Raw genomic sequence first — 17,999 nt, 5'->3', positions numbered from 1 at the left:
CGTTTTATAAATTAATACTGAAAAATAGTTTATACTTCTGTCCCCACTACGATCGTAGAGACAGAAGATTATATATAAAATAGTTAGTTAATAAATGGATACTGTATCGGTTCCTTGGATAGGATAATTGTATTTGTAGGACGATCATCCTGTGTCAACTTAATCTTAGTCGGACGTCTCGGATCATCAACCGCAGTAATCGTATAAGTCTGTTTTCTCGACATGAAAAGCATGATACTCCACCACGTAGCATAACCATCCGGAATAAAATTCTTATACTCCCCACCCATATATCCACTGTACTCCATAATTACTTTATCCTTACCGGATAATTCATAGTACATCAGTGCATCCGAAAAACCAAATCCAGACTCATTCGTATACCATACATAATCTAAAACGCCTTCCCCATAGGGTTCAAATCCTACATATTGTACCTTTTCAGCTCCGACCGGACTGTTTGCATCTATAATTTCCTGCCAAAACCCTTGTCCGACAGGACCAAGACCGCTAAATGAAAGATACCATACATTATTCACAAACATGGCGTTCAACGGATAATCCGGTATAAAATGTACAGACGGATATTCTGGTGAATACAGATAACTATCTTCCCCCTCATCTTTATAAACCAATGAAGTAAACGTTTTACCATTCAGCGTAAAGGGTTGATAAAATTCAAGCCCATCCGATGTCAACACGAAGGGAGCATATGTATATACAACATTATCATCCTCTTTTTGGGTGATTACCAAACGGTTCCAAGAAACAGTAAGATCCTGTGAATAACTACCGTCTTCAAAAATGAATGCAGGATATTCTTGCATGATATCATTCATCTTGAAAATCTTCTCTATATATTCATCCCAATCAACTCCATCGGCTACCGGAGTCATAACAGCCAATGAACCGGATTTCGTTCCTTTCAATACAACTTTTTCCGGAGTACATTCTTCCATAACCGTAAAGTCGTAGTCACCTTCCATACCGGTTCCTATACTCCCCACACCACTATCAGGTGAGGCAAAAAAGTGAATGATGGAATTATAAGTATCAAACGACAATACCGCACCGGCCGACTGTTTCAATGAGTATAAACTTGTCATTCTCTCACCGACCCCGGCTACGTCACTGGCTGCCGTCACCTTTCCATCTGCAGAAAAATACAGGAACAAGTTATACCCCCCATACTTTTGATTTGCATTAGGATAATATTTCATCAACCATCCGTTTTTTGCACTTAAAAGTACCTCATTCACCTGTGCCAAAGAAGCTTCTATACGATTGGCTGATGAGTCGTCAAACAAATCCTTTTCCTCCGGCGAACAAGCGATCAAAGTGAACGCAATAAAAAAAGACAATATATAATTTATTCTTTTCATAATTCGTATCTTATTTTAAACTACTTAAATCAAGGGAAGATATCTCGGCCGAACGGCGCTGAACAATAGTACGAAGTTCGTCCAGACTGATGTTCCAGGAAAGGTCTAAATACTCCTTCACCAACTCCAGTTTTTGCTGTAAGGCCTCTTTCCCATCACCAGCCATGTCCATTCTTTCTCTCCACCATTGTGCATTGTGGGTCACATAATTGGCAATCATTTCTACAAAGTCTTCCTGAGGTTCCGTACTGGCATAATTAGATATAAAACCCAACTCCAAAGCTTCTTCTTCAGTCAAGTTTGTCCAACTGGGACCTGTATACTTTCCGACTGTAATTTCATTATATTCTATCGGATAATCCTTGGTCTGATGCAAAATATGGGCAAATTCATGATGCATCGTTTTAAAATACCATTCATTCAGTATTTCCACATCCGGATTTTCCGTATCCAACTCATTTACATTATATAATACAACTTTCAACCCACCTTCGGCGGTTCCCAATACAACCGAATGAGAATCCGGATTATAGGCTTTCGACCCAATCAAAGTGATGATTTTCGGACAATATGTTTTAATAAATTCTCCGTTGTCGTCCATCAATTCTTCATAAGATTGCAACCAAAGAAACTTTACCAATTTGGCCAATGCCACAGACTTGCCATACTCCGCCGGTACCAGATTATATTGTTGGTCGGATTCCTTATCCTCAAATCTATATTTAAAATTAATGTTATACGGATCTACATATTCCGTCAGAAGCCAATTATCAAATTCATTTCTTTCGGGAGTTTCCGTATCGAAAATGCTGTTATCACTCAATGCATCTTCATTGCAGGAAGTAAGAAATACTCCCGCCATTACTGTTACAATAAATATCCACTTATTATATTTCATAGTTCTTTCCTTTTTTATTTTTTATCTTGGATTAGCTTGCAGACCTGCACTTATAACATCCTGAGGCAACTGGAAAGCGCGGCGCGGATCATCTTTCTTCAATACGATATCCGAATTTCCGTCACGATTATGAGCAAACTCAATACCATAACGTTTCAAATCAAACCAACGCATACCATCGTGAAGCAATTCGATACGACGCAAATGAAGAATCAATTGAAGCATATTTTCTTGCTGTGAACCCTCTTCTATTGCAAAACCAATAGGATTCAAACGCTTTTTGATACTGCGTAGCTCAGTATTCTCTGCAGAAGCGTAACCTATACCATCATAGAAACGGTTGATTTCCCGTAGAGTGGTAGAGGTTTTAGTCGTACTGTGCGACTTAATCCACATATTGATATCAGCCAACGCCTTATTCTCATTTTCTTCTCCACCCAATACCGTATAGGCCTCTGCACGACAAAGAAGAGTTTCGTCTGTTCTGAAAGGTATATCTAAATAATGTACATAACCGACACCGCTCTCTTTATCGATATATTCAAAATATATCTGAGTCTTAAAGAAATTATTCTTGGTTTCCAATGCACTGATCTGATTTAGCATAGCCAACTTGCCCCAAGGACAGGTATTATCACTATAATAAGCTGCCACAGTTTCGTTTGTAAAAATATCATTACCGTGCCCGTAACGTTCACCCAATGTGTAAGAACCCAATACATAACCAGTGTTCGAATAAGAAGGTAAAAACATCAAATTACAAGCCAATTTCGGATCATTGTATACATTAGCCACATCCTTTGAAGCCGATTTAGTGATAGCGCTCCAATCACGCAACACCTTGCTGGGTACACTGCCGAGTACCCGGTCGGCAGCAGTAATCACTTTATCCCATTGCTGGGTAAACAAATAAAAACGGGCCGCAAATGCATAGGCAGCTTTTATGTTGAAATGATATTTGGGAACCGAATACAGATCATCATTTATCAATGGCAACCCCGCCTCCAAATCTTCCTGAATATGCTTATATGTCTCAGCCAACGTACCTCTCTCATAGTATGGTCTTACTTCCGTTTCCGGTTTCACAGCATACGGAATACCCAACTCCGCAGAAGCGGTAGCAGAATTATAATGCACACAGAAAAGATTTGCCAAAATGAAATGAGAATAGGCACGACACAGCAATGCCTCTCCTTTATATGCATTCATATGAACCGGATTCCCAGCTTCTTCTATTTTCTGAAGCACCTGATTAGCAGCAGCTATGGCATTATAATGAGCATCCCACAGCATTTTTGGAGAATCATTCGATTCAATGGTTATATCTTTCCACAGATAAGCTTCTTCTTGCTCCTGCCCTATCAAATCATAACTGATACCATTATCCATTGCATTATCCGATGACATTTCCGTCAACATAATATAAGTAGTAGTAGGATAAGCAGAAACAAGCAACTTGGCCATTTTGTCTGCCGAGTCTATTTCGGTACGATTGTCCGGAAGAGTATCGAGAAAATCACTACAGGAAGCCAATGCCAAAACTCCACTCAACGCTATATATAATATATTTATTTTCATAATTATCTTCAATCTATTAAATACCTAATCTCAATGTCAATGTAAATTGTTTAGGAACAGGAACTGCTACACCTCCAGAATTGAAAAATTCAGGATCTTGCCCGTTCAATTTCTTATCGGCATACAGCAAGAATAAATTCGTACCCTGTATCTTCAATGACAAATTGCTCAAACTCAACTTGGAAACCATTGTCTTGGGAAATTCATAAGTTACCGAAATCTCTTTCATACGAATAAAATCTCCCTTAGCAATACGTTCTGTAGAATAATTATAGGCATTATAAGCCTTATTCAAATATGAATTCATCGTGTTCTGACGCAAATCTGCAATGACCGGAACAGTGGTTATTTTTTCGTCACCAGCCACCGTCCAACGATTTTTAAACTCCCTTGGCGTAGCATCCAAATCTGAATAAGCATTATGGAATACCGGATCCAAACGAATCACATTACCGAATGAATAAGTCATGAACACATTCAATTTAAAGCCTTTGTAAGAGAATATATTACCAAAACTACCCGTAATGGTAGGATCCGTTGAACCTTCATATACCAAATGTGACTTATTCTCACGCTCTTGAAAATTAATATCCGTTACCGTCAATTCACCTTTCTCATTGATAAAAGTCGGCAAACCTTCTTTATTCAGCCCTTGGAAGTTCAAAGAGTATAACGAACGTACCGGATTCCCTTCCAACGCAAAGCCACTACCCGAAATCATAGACATGACATTCGCATCCGACTTCAATTCTGTCACTTTATTTTTTGCATTGGAAAAAATAAAGTCCGTAGTCCATTTAAAATTCTTTGTACTTATATTACGAGTGGATAAAGTAAATTCCACTCCATGGGATTCCATACTCGCTACATTGGCTAATTTTGAAACCTGGCCACCTACACCCATGGTATTTATTAAACCGATCAAATCATAGTTATTACGTTTATACCAATCGACCGCCAGATTAATCCGATTCTCCAAAAATCCCACTTCTGCGCCAATATTCAACTCATGTTTCTTCTCATAGGTCAACTCACTGTTCTCCAAATCGGTAATCTGCAATCCGGATTCATTGACACTCGATAAAGGTCGCCAAGGATTATACCCCATAATGACAGCCAAAGAATTCGTTACGTTAACGGGGCCACGGTCAGCAGTCAAAGAGTAAGACGCTTTCAGTGTAAAGTTAGAGAGAGATGGGCGTAATGATTCAAAAAAACTTTCTTCATGCATATTCCATGCCCCCGAAACGTTCCATGTAGGTAACCAACGCGCTGAACGGCTTCTTCCCAATTTATTAGAGCCTTCATAACGCATCGTTCCATTTATTGTGTATTTTCCTTGATATGAATAAGTAGCTGTACCGAAAAATGATACTTCACGGGATTTCGTACGACTCACAGTATAATAAGCGGTATTTTCCTCATTTCCTTGTTTAAAATAACGATAATCATAATTAGAGAGCATTCCCATGTCGTACTGCATACCGACACCGTTAAACCAACTCCTACTACGATCGGTACCATTCAATTCCATACCACCGAATACATTCAAAATATGATCATCTTTGTATACATCATTGTAAGTCATAGTAGCACGAAAATCATAACTACTCATGCCGTATTTCGTTTCACGATAAAAACCTCCCACAGGAAGTACGCTTACCGGCAATGAATTTGTATTATCCGGGTCCGTATACAACCACGGATTGGCGTTACGCATAGTCGCATCGTCCATAGCACGAAATGCCCAAGCCTGATTGGAATGATCCGTTATCGAATGAGTCTGGGTTGTGGTAGAATACTTGTAAGCTCCCAAAGCCGACACTTCTACTTTCGGAATAATTTTCCATCTCGCCTCACCCTGAAAACGCATATCAACCACATTCAAATCCATGTAGTTATTTTCCAATTCGTGAAAAATATTGAATGGAGCATAATTGCGTACATAATATTCATCCGGATCCAATGTACGCGATGTATTCAAAGCAAATGAATACGGATTGATATCGAAATCACGTTTCACCTCACCACTGACAGGATCTGTTTGTGAGCCTAATGCTCCCGGAGCCTTTTGTTTACGATAAGAGACATTACCGATCAGATTCAAAGAAAAATTCTTAAAAATATTATATAGCGCATTCATGTTGGCTGTATAACGTTGAACTGAACTTTGAGAATACCATCCCGGATCATTCAATACACTAAGTGATGTATAATAGGAAGCTTTATCAGTACCGGTCGACATGCTGACTGCATGATTCTGAGAAACACTATTAGAAAACAGAAGATCGAACCAATCCGTATTCCGGTATTCGGCATCACGCAGATAGGCGTTCATTGTTTCCGGCTTGTTAGCAAGCATATATTGTCCTGTGACCGGATCATAAGTATTCATCAAATGATACATTTTTCCATAAACACCACTGTTGGCCGCACGATAAGATTCGGCAAATTTCAAATAACCACCGGCCTCCATTTCTTTATATACTCCCATCTGTTCTTGGGAGTTCATAATATTGAAGTTACGGTAACTCGGTTTCATACGCATGGAAAACTCTCCCGTATAACTGATCTTATTAATACCGGACTTACCTTTCTTTGTCGTTACCACAATTACACCTGCCATTGCACGGGCACCATATATGGAAGTAGCCGAACCGTCTTTCAATATCTGAAAACTTTCAATATCATCGGCATTCAAACCGGCAATAGCCGAACTGACCAACGTTTCCGCATCACCGGAAGAAAGTTCGTCAGCGCTGACTTCTGTCACATTCTCCATAATAACTCCATCTACTACCCACAACGGCTTAGAGCTACCATAAATAGAGGTTGCTCCACGTACACGGATTTTGGGAGCAGTACCAAATGTTCCGGAAACATTCTGTACGGAAACACCGGCAGAACGCCCTTCCAAAGCACGGCTAATATCCGGGATACCATCCAACTTAGTAGCTTCTCCCGACAATTTATCTGAAGCACCGGTAAAAAGACGTTTGTCCATTTTTTGCATACCGGTCACCACGACTTCATCAATCATCTCACTATCCGATTCAAGCACTATTATCAAATTAGGCTTAATCGACACTTCCTGTGGTTTCATGCCCACATATGAAATCTGGATTTTTTTTGCGTTGGACGGAATGTTAGATAAAACAAATTTACCATCAATATCGGTCACTGTACCGATCCCCGTATCCTTAATTAATACGGAAGCACCAATAACGGGCTGACCGTCGTCAGCTGAGGTTATAACACCTGTAACTTTTGAAATTTGGGCCACTATCAAATTAACTCCCATCAAACAAAAGCATAGTAGTAGCAGTAGTTTCTTTTTCATATTAACTATTTTGGTTCATTTTCAAAGAGAGAAAAAGTGTCAATTATACGACTTCTTCTGTTAATGAACGCAAATATAGCCCATCTGATTTCCCGAGAATATTTTTGTTGTATTTATAACTACTTTCAATATAATAGAATATACTTCAAAACTACGCACATGGGATATAATCACTTAATAAACAGCATTATATAGATTCAAAAAAAATCAAGTTATATTCTCGTTCCGATATATATTCGTTCTTTCCGGAAGTGTGTTTTTATTCATTAAAAGAGATACGATTTGCCTGTCAAATCCATAAAAGAACATCTTGAAATTCATCATCAACTTTGTTCTATCTCCAATAAATAATCATAAATATCCTTTGAAGTATCTAAATCAAGCTTCTTCTTTAAACGAAATTTTCCGCTTTCTACCCCTCGTACCGACTTATTGGTTAAGTTGGCTATTTCCTTTGTATTCAAACCTAATTTTATTAATATGCACAAGCGTAAGTCCAATATACTCAAATCAGGATGTTTCTTCTTCAATTTATTATAAAAGTCCTGCGCTTCTTGTTCCACATAAAATGCAAAATCTTTTCCCAACTTCTCTGGGGTCAGAAACCCCAATATATCTTCAATTTCCTTTATCCCTTTCAATACATCCGATTTGCTTCCAGCCATACTTTTAATACGTGTCACGATTTTCCAGAACTGGGGCATTATCTCAGTCAAAGCCATCGTTTTCAACAACATATCATTTCCATTACCCGATTCAGACAAAGATTCACCATTCTCTCCATTGGAATCACTGTCACTCAAAGGAGTTTCCACCTCCATTTCTGTTCCAACGCCTCGTATTACTTCTTTCTGCTTTTTAACAGCCGATCTCCATTTGCAGAAAACAAAAACCAATAATAATAAAGTTACTATCCAAAGACAACCCTTTATTGAAAAGTGTTCTTTCTCTTCCAATTCAGAGAGAATCCGTAAGAATTTAACATTATACTCATCCAATTGCGTATATTTAGAACTCTTAATAGCCTCCATGACGAGTGAACGAGCCTTTTCATATTCTTTATTATCAATTAAGAACTCACAATACCCGGTCAGAATAATAGAATACACTACTGGAGCCTCCTCTTTAGACATCGCAAGGCTTTCAATAAAATATTGCTCGGCTAATCCTTTTTTTCCCAGATGATAATATGCAAGAGCAAGATTTCCGGTAGAGATAGCTTCATGCTTCTCTAAAATAACAGATAATCTTCGAGTCTCCAGATATTTCTCCAATGCTTTTGCATATTGCTCAGTTTCCACATAAATATCCCCCAAATTGGACTGAGCATGAAACATGGCTTCAGTATCATCAATCTGTTCGGCTTCATGCAGGGAATACAATGCGTATTTTTCTGATAAATCATACATCTTTTGCATTCCGTATGTGGAAGACAACCCCATGTAAGCCATAGCTCTCTTATGATAAGCGCTATCCGGCAATTCCTGCACTAATCTTGTATAATTATACTCGGCCTGAGAGTAATTCTTCGTCAACGCTTGACTCCATGCCGAAGTACTGAGTAACTGATAATAGATATTTCTAACTGTTTTATTCTGCTTTTGTTTTGCAGGAATACTTTCATAACAGTCCCATGCCTCTTTATTGAAAGTACTTCCTCTCATCAAATCTCCATTGTTATTACAATAAGAAATGGAATCCAATAACCCGGCAAGACTATCACACATTAACTTCAACGAAATATCACTTAACGGCACAGCCCAAACTTTCTGTCCCAAAAGCAAAAACAGAACTAACCATATTCTTATTATACAAATCCTAAATTCGATCTTCTTCACCGACTTCATACACACATAACCCCACTAATATTATTCTCCTTCTAACAGAAATAGTAAGTCTTTTTTTTGCAAATTTAATAATAATATTCGCAAAACGAACGAATTTTATATATTAACAAGATCAAAATATTAGAGATTCCTGCATTTTGTATACAGATTCATTTTTATTCTAAAATAAAAAAAGAGTAAATAGATTAATCCTGTATAATAACTGTATAGTTATCAAAAAAAAGCAATTATCCATTCAAAACATAATTATTTCACGGAAGATATACAGATTCATATCTGTTATTACAAATATGTAAAGTTGATCAGTACAATATTCTTAAATTTGTAGATCAAGACAATATGATTATCACAGATAGGTGAAATACGACAGTTATATTACCCCCAAAGTATAAGGTCATTCCGGACATAAGCAGACATATGATTCCAAAAGTATACTCTTTTATGCACTAAAAGTATATACTTTTGAAGTGTAGAAGTATATACTTTTAGAATACAAGAATATATACTCTTACAAATGAATAATGACCATTGATATTGAGTGAGAATCAAAAAATTATGTGGGTACAACTTCACTCATGAAGAAATCACCTATCTACGGAAAGCATCATAAAATAATTCTACCATCAAGATTGAATTATTGATGAAAAAAGAGATGTATTACGGGAGGAAATCACACACTACCGGAAGTCCCTCCCATAATAATCGAAATTACTTTGTCAGCGCCTTATTTACAAAACGCGGATGAGCAAACGGTTTACCAGGCTCAGCATATACGGCAGTACTGCGTGTCCGTCCTCCATTCCTTAAATCAAACTCGACAAATTCTTCATACGTACTCTTAGATGCCCCGGTAGCTGTCTTCATCGTCCTGTCGTATAGCGCTTTGCGCGAAGGTGCATTAAATCCCAGTATGTTACTTCTCATCATACTCTCTTCTGAAGGACGATAAGCCCCTTTTATATAAGTACAGGCACCTTCAAATACTCCCAAATTATCGGAAGTATACCGCTCATCATTCAAAAACGCAGACCAAAGCACTTCATTCCATTCAGCAGTAAAATCGACATTCTGCGCCCATCCAAAGCTTTGCAAGGTTCTCGTATTATTAATTTCCGAAACCGGTATTCTTCCTTGTTCTTCATAAGCATACTCATCCAGCAACTTTCCAAAGCCATGCCCTATCGCTTCATGCACAAGTACTTGTCTGAATGTTTCACTCTCCAGATTATAAATAACCGGACAATAAGCAATTGCAAACTCTACAAAATCCCGGCTACCGACCTCAGAATATCCGAAATAGGTAGTACCGGCATAAGCCGGAGTATTTAATACCACCACTACCAACGTCTCTCCCAAATCGATATTCTTCACACATCGGGCATATTCCATACAAGCAGCATCATCTCCGGAAATCCCCGTACTGTTTCCACCTTCCAATTCGCAACTAAAAGCAGTACTATATCCGTCTCCAAAAGTGTTATTAGCAGAAACAGCCGTCACTGCATATACATTAAAATAATTACGAAGAGACTGTATAGGTTCTTCCGTAAAAAGATTTTCAAAAGCCTTGTTCATCACTTGGTCATAGGTTCCGTCAGCAATCTCTTTATCGATAAACCCATCCCCCACTATAACAATAGGAATGCCTTTCCCGATACTCGCTGTCTGTAATACGCGCACTTTTTTATCTTCTGAATAATCGGTAGACTCCCCTGCCGATACGCCCTGTTGGGTAATAGTAACGGTCCTCAAAATTTTCTGCTTTCCATCGATCTCCTGTACAAAATAAATATAAGCAGTACGGGATGCAGATTCCGCATTCGGTAAAGCCTTCAGACGAAGTATATAAGAAGAAGCCCGTGTATCCGGTTGTTGGGTCAACCATTCATCGGCACCTTTTGAAGCACCTATCAACAATTCATCTTGGGCAATACTTGTAGAGAACCGGATCTCCAACACCTCACCGGCAGCAGCTACACTATAAGCCGTCTTTTCTAATTGAATAATCGGTTCCTGTTTCAGAGTTATATTTTTCCTCAGCGTTCCGGAAGTCAATGTCAATGTTGCTGTCCGAGTATAGTCATTATCATTCAAACTATTAGCAGTAACCGTAATACTTACTGCACCGGCATTACCGGACATCGGAGAAATCGTAATCCAATCGGCAGTAGTACTTGCCTGCCATTCGCGAGAACTCGTAAAGCTGATTTGGGTTTGTCCCCCTGCTTCCGGAGCGATTTCTATATCTTCCGTAGTTCCAATAGAGAAACTGGGTTCTACCTCATTTTCAGTACAAGATACCGTAAAAAGTAAATACAGGAAAAATAAAAGGAAAGAATTTGCTTTCATATTAACAGAGTATTATTTCATTTCACAAAAGTAAGATATTATCTTAAATAATAGAATATTTTTAGACAAATAAGCACAAAAAGAAGCAAAATAATCATCCTCTCTTTCTAAACTCCTTTTTCACAAGCAATCATTTTCAGCATTCAGAGTACCGATATACATTATTATATAATTCTCAGATTCGTTTTTGACTATTTTATTAACTATCTTTGCATATAGCTAAAGTATTATTTAAACTGTCATTGACGGCAAATGAAAACAAACCTTTTATGAAATATATAATTCTTCTACTCGGAGCTCCGAATGACGAGCAAGGCAGATTAAGCCAAATGGCACAAGACCGTATCGACTGTGCGTACAATTTATATGCAAATAATGAACACATGACTTTCCTCTGTACCGGCGGATACGGGCAGCATTTCAATACGACCAATCGGCCCCATGCCTATTATGCCAAGCAAGCACTCATTAAAAAAGGAGTGAGAGAAGAAGATTTTTTACCTTTTATCTTATCTACCAATACTTATGAAGATTTTAAAATTTCAAAAGAGATCATTGAAAAAGAACTACCGGATATGCTAATCGTCATCACTTCCGATTTCCATATCCGAAGAGCTAAATTATTGCATGACAGAATTATCAACTATCCTCATACCCTATTCTTGCCTGCCAAATCGAATCTTTCTGAAAAAGAATTGTTGTCATTGATTGAACACGAACAAGATGCAATAAAAGCGATAGAAGAAAACAGATTCGGCAATCATTGAGAATGCAATAAAATGAACAGTATAATCAAATCAGTAAAGTCAAAATTCCCATCCATATTATGCTAAAATTTACCGATGACTTTGAAAATAACGAGAAGCTGATCCTTCGTGACCATCTGGCACTCGAAAGAACAAAGTTAGCCAACGAACGGACATTATTCTCTTATATCCGTACTTCCCTTTATCTGCTTACTGCCGGAATCGGAATTTTCCAGATTGAAAATATTTCGCGACTCGACGGTCTTGCATGGGTATGTATCATTTGCGGTATATTCATATTTATTTTAGGATTTGTCCGTTTTATGCAAATGAGAAGACATCTGAAAAGTTATATAAAAACATCTTCCAAATAGCAGGTTTTAAATAATTTCTATTTTAACATTGTTAATTGTCTTTTCCAAGTATTATTTCCAGCTTCGCAAGAAATGCATTTCTTGTGTACAAAGAATACTATTCTTTGCCGGCAAAAGATACGATTTAACAGAGCATTAATATTGTTTTTATATAAAAGAAAGAAACAGTATTCCTATCCCCATAAAATAAGCATCATATAGTTGATATATAACACATTAGTATATTAAGAGCCGAAATTAAAAAACAAAAAGATTTTATTCTGCAAACATACACACCAGATTATAGTTATCAATTAAACAACTACAAAATCATAGATTCATTATTTTTTCAGGAAAGCAATAATAATTCATAATCGAATACATCCAGCCAACGCCCAAACTTCATGCCTACTTTTTCAAAATGAGATACCGGCTTAAATCCAAGTTGTAGATGCAAAGAATTACTTATTTCGTTTCCAGCTGTGATACAAGCAATCAATGCGTGATAACCTTCCTTACGACATTCTCCAATCAACCGTTGCATCAACTGCTTGCCAATGCCCTTTCCGGAATATTCCGGAGACAGATAAACAGCCGTTTCCAAAGTATATTTATATGCGGCCCGTTCTTTCCAAGCATGTGCGTAACAATATCCTACAACTCTCCCATCCACTTCGTAAACAAAATACGGATAATGCGACGATATTTCAGATATGCGAACATACATTTCCGCCTCGGATACAGCTTCCGTCTCAAAAGTAACTATACTATTTACAACATATTCATTATAAATTTCCGTAATGTCTCCAGTATCTTTCAGCTCTACGCGTCTAATCATAACGGTTCTTTCTCAGTTCTTTTTAACCAAAAACTTCTTACTCAGCCATTTCCTTATCGGCTCATCATACAGTTTTAAGCAAAGATAAGCCAATATGATACTTCCGAAGAATACAAGTAAAGCCATCGGCCAAGCCTGAGAGAATGTAAATGTCTTACTCCATACCCAAGCATAAAACAGGTACATGAAAGGATAATGTACAATATACAACGGATAAGATATATCCCCTAAGAATTTACAGATTTTGGCCGATTTCTTATCAGTTGTTTTTCCGGAAGCACCCAGATAAACAAGTAGTGGAAAAATAATGATGGTACATACAGAATCATAGGCGCCATTCATCCAAGGGGACTCACCATCGCCAATATAAGGCATGGAAAACAAAACAGCAAGTACTAAACTGCATATCCAAAAAGCCCCCTTTATCTTAACCGGCTTGAAAACGCGCGACATCAACAATCCGATAGAAAAGGAAAACAACAAGCGCAGGAAACCTCCAATCAAATTATAATCTCCCATTGACCATCCTACACCCAAATGTCCATAACCGGAAAAATTGAATATGGCAAATGAAGCCAATCCGATTCCCGCCAATCCGACAAGTACCGTAAGTACCTTTGTAGGCAACCGACGAAGAAACAGGGCGTATAGTATATTTCCGATATACTCGAAAAACAAAGACCAACTGGGCCCATTCAGAGGATACATCTCACCATTTCCCCGCACCTCAGGACCTGTTCCCGGTACAGCCGGAATCAAGAAAAGCCCCATAAGCATGGCAAGCATCACCATGGACATGGAAACCGGTGTTCCATCCCATTTCTCTGAACCTTGTATATAAAATGTAATAGCACCTAAAACTGCTCCCAACACAACCATCGGATGTAAACGGATTAATCTGCGTTTGAAAAAATCTTTTGTTTTCATCACTTTCCAACGATCATCATAAGCATAGCCGATAACAAACCCCGACAGAATAAAAAAGAAATCGACCGCCAAATATCCATGATTAAATCGCTGATCGATAGGGCTTGTTGCAAAAGCTTCAAATATATGATACCATACTACCAGAACAGCAGCAACTCCTCTCAGTCCGTCAAGAAGATCATAATGTGGTTTTGTGTCTAAAAGTGCAGTAGAAGATTTTTTTTGCATGATAAATTTATAAATTAAATGATTGATTCCTAATTTAACGGTTAACTAATAATGTGCTGCAAAGTTACACAACTTAAAAACTCTAAAATTTGTCCTATGACAAAATATCATCGGTTTAAATATTATTTTGAGCTCTAAGGCGACTGAGCGTTGAAAGCGTTATTCCCAAATAAGAGGCAATATATCCTAAATTCACTCGCTGATATATCTGAGGAAACTGCTGTTTAAACTCTTCATATCTCTCTTTTGCCGGCAACGTAAGTCGTTCTTTATGAGAGCGGTGCAAACGCCTGTATTCATCTTGATGAATAATTCTTCCCCAGTTAGCCAATTCGATATTGGTTTGAAAAAGCCTGTTCAAATCAGACAGTGATATTTTATACGCAACAACCTCTTCAAGTGTTTCTACAAATTCTTCGCTCAATTTATTATAATAAAATTCATCCATGCTAAAGACAATTCCTCCTTCCCATGAAAAGGAAGTTGTTATCTCCTCTCCATTTACAAGCCAAAAAGAACGGGTTATTCCCTTTTCTATGAAATAAGCCGATCTGGAAAACGTATTTTCCTTTATCAACAGATGTTTTTTAGGAAAATGGCAAATAGTCACATTCTCTTTCAACGTGCGTATGGTATCATCGGAAATTGGATACAAAGAAGTTATCTTATCTATAACATTCGTCATAAAGCAAAAAGAATTTAAGAGCTATATAACCTTTAATCGAAATAAAACCCTACATAAAACAAAAAGACCCAACTTTACATTTTCAGGTGCAAAATCGGGTGCTATTTTCTTAATTTATTGATCTTCAATATTTATTGTAAAAGTTAGGGAGTTATATCCTTTGTTTTTTCTCCACTATCTATCAACCAATTATCTACATCCGAAATGACAGGTTGCATTATAAAGAAAGTTCTCTATTCTGATATTAAAACACCTATTTTTTAACCCCATCTTTTATATTGCAAAGATAGGTCCTTGAGTCCGTTTCTCAAAAAAATCCGGCACTTTTTGTCACCAGGCCCTATCCTTTATTATTTATTACGATCTCTCTCATCTTTTCTATTTTCCTATTATCGCCACTTTAATGACTCCGTCCAACTTATTTTCAAAAATACGGTAGGCCTCCTCTATTTCGTCTAACGGAAACCGATGCGTAATCAAAGGAGTGGTATCTATCTTGCCCTCCTCAATCAGGCTAAGAATCTCAGCGCAATCACAACCATCTACTCCACCTGTTTTAAAAACCAGATTTTTACCATACATATCCGGTAAGGGGAGAATCTGAGGTTTATCATAAAGAGCTACAATAGTGACAATACCATTCGGACGGGCACATTCCCATGCCAGACGGAAAGTATCCTCTACCCCTGCCACTTCCAACACAACATCCGCCCCGCCATGATCGCTATTGATTAGCACAAAATCCTTACAGTTTTCCGGATTTGTCAACAGCACATCAGGATAATGCTCACGAACAAACTGGATTCTTTCGGAAGACTTCTCACAGACAATGATACGTCGTGGCTTCTTCAACATCGTACACAGCAAAGTACATATTCCAGTAGGACCGGCACCAATGATAAGGACCGTATCCTCTTCAGAAATCTCCGAAATGCGAGCTGCCCAAAAGCCTGTTGCAAGAACATCACCAACGAACAACGCTTGTTCATCACTAACGGTATCAGGTATACGGTTCAAACCTTGATCGGCATATGGAACCCTGATATATTCCGCCTGCCCACCGTCAATACGGCATCCCAATGCCCATCCCCCATTGGAATCAGTACAATTATTAACATATCCGTGCCGGCAAAAAAAACATTCTCCACAAAAAGTTTCAACATTTACTGTCACCCTATCTCCGGGCCTAACCGAAACAACTCCGGAACCGACTTCTTCCACAACGCCTACCATCTCATGACCGACCGTAACTCCAGGTACGGCACGCGGCACACTGCCATGTTTGATATGCAGATCGCTGGTACAAATACTACCAAGCGTTACACGTACAATCGCATCCCGTGTATCCTTTATTTTCGGTCTCGGCTTCTCCAATAGTTGGAACTTTCCATGTTCAATATAAGTATATGCAAGCATAAATATCTTCCCAATTAATTAATACATCTATTACACAACAAAAATAATAATTTCATCGACAAAACGTAAATTCTAATCAAATTAAAATCACAATCAGAGTTTCTCCACTCTGACTTAATCCCATTCTGCAGACATAGTACTATGAACGGAATATATTATTCTTTCCATCTTAGCAGTTTCTAAATCAAAAACTTTCTCAGGCAAAATAATAAATACAAATCACAAGACACTGATAAACAATAAAATAATCACAAAGTGATATGCTTTTCTTTAGACATAATCAAGCATACCGAATAGTAAGCAAAAGAATATTTTCATATACTTATCTTTAAATGTGCCAAAAACAAGAAATCCCTGTAAATTATTAATTTACAGGGATTTCCTTTGATTTTTATTTCTTTTTCGCGGAGAGACAGGGTTTTGAACCTATAACTCTAACCGCTTATATTTCAGCTACTTTGCTTTCAAAATTTCAAATAGGTAACGAAACAGTAACGATTTTCAGACGTTGGGCTTGTCCAACTTTGACCGCTGTTTGTCTGCCTAACTTTCGGGTTCAAAGATACGGCTTTCTTTTGAAACTCGCAAATATCTGATAATAAATATTTTTGGGTTAGTGCAAGGTGCAAGCTATATATATAAATATATACTTGCACCTTGCACTAAAAAAAAGCACTGGGGTACAAATGCTTAAAACAAAATCCGTATCTTCGTAACCGATTAAAAACAAACGTGTATGATAATAACTAACCGTGAAGAAGTAATAGATAAAGCGTTCGGCGTATTTGTCAGGATGAACTACGAGAAAGCAAGCATCATCACGCTTGCCAAAGCCTGCGGGGTGACAAAAACGGGTATCGTTTATTATTTTCCGCACAAGCTGGATTTATTCATGGCTGTGGCGGACAAATACGTGTTGCAAATGCACGAACCGGAAAACAAGTTTGCCGCTCCTGCCGATACGTTGGCGGAGTTCATCGGGCAATACGTGGCGGGGGTAGCCGCTTCCATGAAAAGGATTGTTGAACTGATTGGTGATAATAGTAGCCCGCATGATTGTAGTCCTAACTTCTACTACTTTCACTTTCTGTCACAAGTGCGTATGTACTATCCGGGCATCAGGCAGAAAATTGAGAAAATCTACCGACAAGACTATGACCTATGGGAGAAAGTCATACAGAAGGCAAAAGAAAGCGGGGAAATCAGGAGCAACACGAACGTGAAGAAAACGGCTATCATGTTCCGGCAAATGTTTTTAGGACTGTCATACGAACAAGCATTTCTAAACGGTTTGAACGTGGACGAACTGGCAGAAAATTTTCGCCATATCTATTCGCTGCTTAAAGCCTGATACTCTTTTGTTTTTTTAACCTCGATTATTTTTGAACAGATGTTCAAATAATGGTATTTTT

Annotated in this window: 13 protein-coding genes; 3 read left to right on the top strand and 10 right to left on the bottom strand. The window is 38.0% G+C overall.

Annotated features, from left to right (window positions below):
• Nucleotides 1-83: 83 nt before the first annotated feature.
• The 6 genes from RB604_RS11550 to RB604_RS11525 form a co-directional block, all read right to left on the bottom strand.
• The gene (locus RB604_RS11550) at nt 84-1,382 is read right to left on the bottom strand and encodes a DUF4302 domain-containing protein (protein WP_005924105.1); all 1,299 of its coding nucleotides are present in this window, start codon (nt 1,380-1,382) and stop codon (nt 84-86) included.
• Nucleotides 1,383-1,392: 10 nt separating this feature from the next.
• Entirely contained in the window at nt 1,393-2,280 is an 888-nt protein-coding gene (locus RB604_RS11545) for a zinc-binding metallopeptidase (RefSeq protein WP_005924107.1), read from the bottom strand.
• 21 nt (nt 2,281-2,301) lie between these two features.
• The gene (locus tag RB604_RS11540; protein ID WP_007480269.1) at nt 2,302-3,858 is read right to left on the bottom strand and encodes a RagB/SusD family nutrient uptake outer membrane protein; all 1,557 of its coding nucleotides are present in this window, start codon (nt 3,856-3,858) and stop codon (nt 2,302-2,304) included.
• A 16-nt stretch (nt 3,859-3,874) separates the two neighbouring features.
• Nucleotides 3,875-7,198, bottom strand: coding sequence for a SusC/RagA family TonB-linked outer membrane protein (locus tag RB604_RS11535; RefSeq protein WP_007480267.1), 3,324 nt, complete (start codon nt 7,196-7,198; stop codon nt 3,875-3,877).
• A gap of 323 nt (nt 7,199-7,521) precedes the next feature.
• Entirely contained in the window at nt 7,522-8,862 is a 1,341-nt protein-coding gene (locus RB604_RS11530) for a tetratricopeptide repeat protein (protein ID WP_224202817.1), read from the bottom strand.
• 891 nt (nt 8,863-9,753) lie between these two features.
• Nucleotides 9,754-11,394, bottom strand: a complete 1,641-nt coding sequence (locus RB604_RS11525) for a M64 family metallopeptidase (protein WP_007480265.1) — start codon at nt 11,392-11,394, stop codon at nt 9,754-9,756.
• A 269-nt stretch (nt 11,395-11,663) separates the two neighbouring features.
• On the opposite strand from RB604_RS11525, the gene RB604_RS11520 reads away from it, so the two are divergent.
• Nucleotides 11,664-12,161 carry a YdcF family protein gene (locus tag RB604_RS11520; RefSeq protein WP_224202816.1) on the top strand — a complete coding sequence of 166 codons (498 nt, stop codon included), beginning with the start codon at nt 11,664-11,666 and terminating at the stop codon, nt 12,159-12,161.
• Nucleotides 12,162-12,220: 59 nt separating this feature from the next.
• Nucleotides 12,221-12,514: a DUF202 domain-containing protein gene (locus RB604_RS11515; protein WP_005924121.1), complete on the top strand. Its 294-nt coding sequence runs from the start codon at nt 12,221-12,223 to the stop codon at nt 12,512-12,514.
• Between the two features lie 328 nt (nt 12,515-12,842).
• Here RB604_RS11515 and RB604_RS11510 read toward each other — a convergent pair whose 3' ends face one another.
• The 4 genes from RB604_RS11510 to RB604_RS11495 form a co-directional block, all read right to left on the bottom strand.
• Nucleotides 12,843-13,331 (bottom strand): GNAT family N-acetyltransferase, encoded by a 489-nt coding sequence (locus RB604_RS11510; RefSeq protein ID WP_007480261.1) that lies wholly within the window; start codon nt 13,329-13,331, stop codon nt 12,843-12,845.
• Nucleotides 13,332-13,343: 12 nt separating this feature from the next.
• Nucleotides 13,344-14,486, bottom strand: a complete 1,143-nt coding sequence (locus tag RB604_RS11505; RefSeq protein ID WP_055295427.1) for an acyltransferase family protein — start codon at nt 14,484-14,486, stop codon at nt 13,344-13,346.
• A gap of 115 nt (nt 14,487-14,601) precedes the next feature.
• A complete protein-coding gene (locus RB604_RS11500) occupies nt 14,602-15,171 on the bottom strand; it encodes a Crp/Fnr family transcriptional regulator (protein WP_007480256.1) in 570 nt (189 codons plus the stop codon).
• A 378-nt stretch (nt 15,172-15,549) separates the two neighbouring features.
• Nucleotides 15,550-16,587, bottom strand: coding sequence for an alcohol dehydrogenase (locus RB604_RS11495; protein ID WP_055295424.1), 1,038 nt, complete (start codon nt 16,585-16,587; stop codon nt 15,550-15,552).
• Between the two features lie 736 nt (nt 16,588-17,323).
• Here RB604_RS11495 and RB604_RS11490 point away from each other — a divergent pair.
• Nucleotides 17,324-17,938, top strand: coding sequence for a TetR/AcrR family transcriptional regulator (locus tag RB604_RS11490; RefSeq protein ID WP_117809687.1), 615 nt, complete (start codon nt 17,324-17,326; stop codon nt 17,936-17,938).
• The last annotated feature ends 61 nt before the right edge of the window (nt 17,939-17,999 follow it).

Source organism: Bacteroides salyersiae, assembly GCF_031172035.1.
GTDB classification, from domain to species: domain Bacteria; phylum Bacteroidota; class Bacteroidia; order Bacteroidales; family Bacteroidaceae; genus Bacteroides; species Bacteroides salyersiae.
Note: the sequence above shows the minus strand (reverse complement) of the source record. Positions and strands in the feature narration are given on the sequence as shown.

What these genes read in the sequence shown, in the direction of transcription:
- RB604_RS11550 (WP_005924105.1), bottom strand. Translation starts at nt 1,382, where the DNA reads ATGAAAAGAATAAATTATATATTGTCTTTTTTTATTGCGTTCACTTTG.
- RB604_RS11545 (WP_005924107.1), bottom strand. Translation starts at nt 2,280, where the DNA reads ATGAAATATAATAAGTGGATATTTATTGTAACAGTAATGGCGGGAGTA.
- RB604_RS11540 (WP_007480269.1), bottom strand. Translation starts at nt 3,858, where the DNA reads ATGAAAATAAATATATTATATATAGCGTTGAGTGGAGTTTTGGCATTG.
- RB604_RS11535 (WP_007480267.1), bottom strand. Translation starts at nt 7,198, where the DNA reads ATGAAAAAGAAACTACTGCTACTACTATGCTTTTGTTTGATGGGAGTT.
- RB604_RS11530 (WP_224202817.1), bottom strand. Translation starts at nt 8,862, where the DNA reads ATGAGAGGAAGTACTTTCAATAAAGAGGCATGGGACTGTTATGAAAGT.
- RB604_RS11525 (WP_007480265.1), bottom strand. Translation starts at nt 11,394, where the DNA reads ATGAAAGCAAATTCTTTCCTTTTATTTTTCCTGTATTTACTTTTTACG.
- RB604_RS11520 (WP_224202816.1), top strand. Translation starts at nt 11,664, where the DNA reads ATGAAATATATAATTCTTCTACTCGGAGCTCCGAATGACGAGCAAGGC.
- RB604_RS11515 (WP_005924121.1), top strand. Translation starts at nt 12,221, where the DNA reads ATGCTAAAATTTACCGATGACTTTGAAAATAACGAGAAGCTGATCCTT.
- RB604_RS11510 (WP_007480261.1), bottom strand. Translation starts at nt 13,331, where the DNA reads ATGATTAGACGCGTAGAGCTGAAAGATACTGGAGACATTACGGAAATT.
- RB604_RS11505 (WP_055295427.1), bottom strand. Translation starts at nt 14,486, where the DNA reads ATGCAAAAAAAATCTTCTACTGCACTTTTAGACACAAAACCACATTAT.
- RB604_RS11500 (WP_007480256.1), bottom strand. Translation starts at nt 15,171, where the DNA reads ATGACGAATGTTATAGATAAGATAACTTCTTTGTATCCAATTTCCGAT.
- RB604_RS11495 (WP_055295424.1), bottom strand. Translation starts at nt 16,587, where the DNA reads ATGCTTGCATATACTTATATTGAACATGGAAAGTTCCAACTATTGGAG.
- RB604_RS11490 (WP_117809687.1), top strand. Translation starts at nt 17,324, where the DNA reads ATGATAATAACTAACCGTGAAGAAGTAATAGATAAAGCGTTCGGCGTA.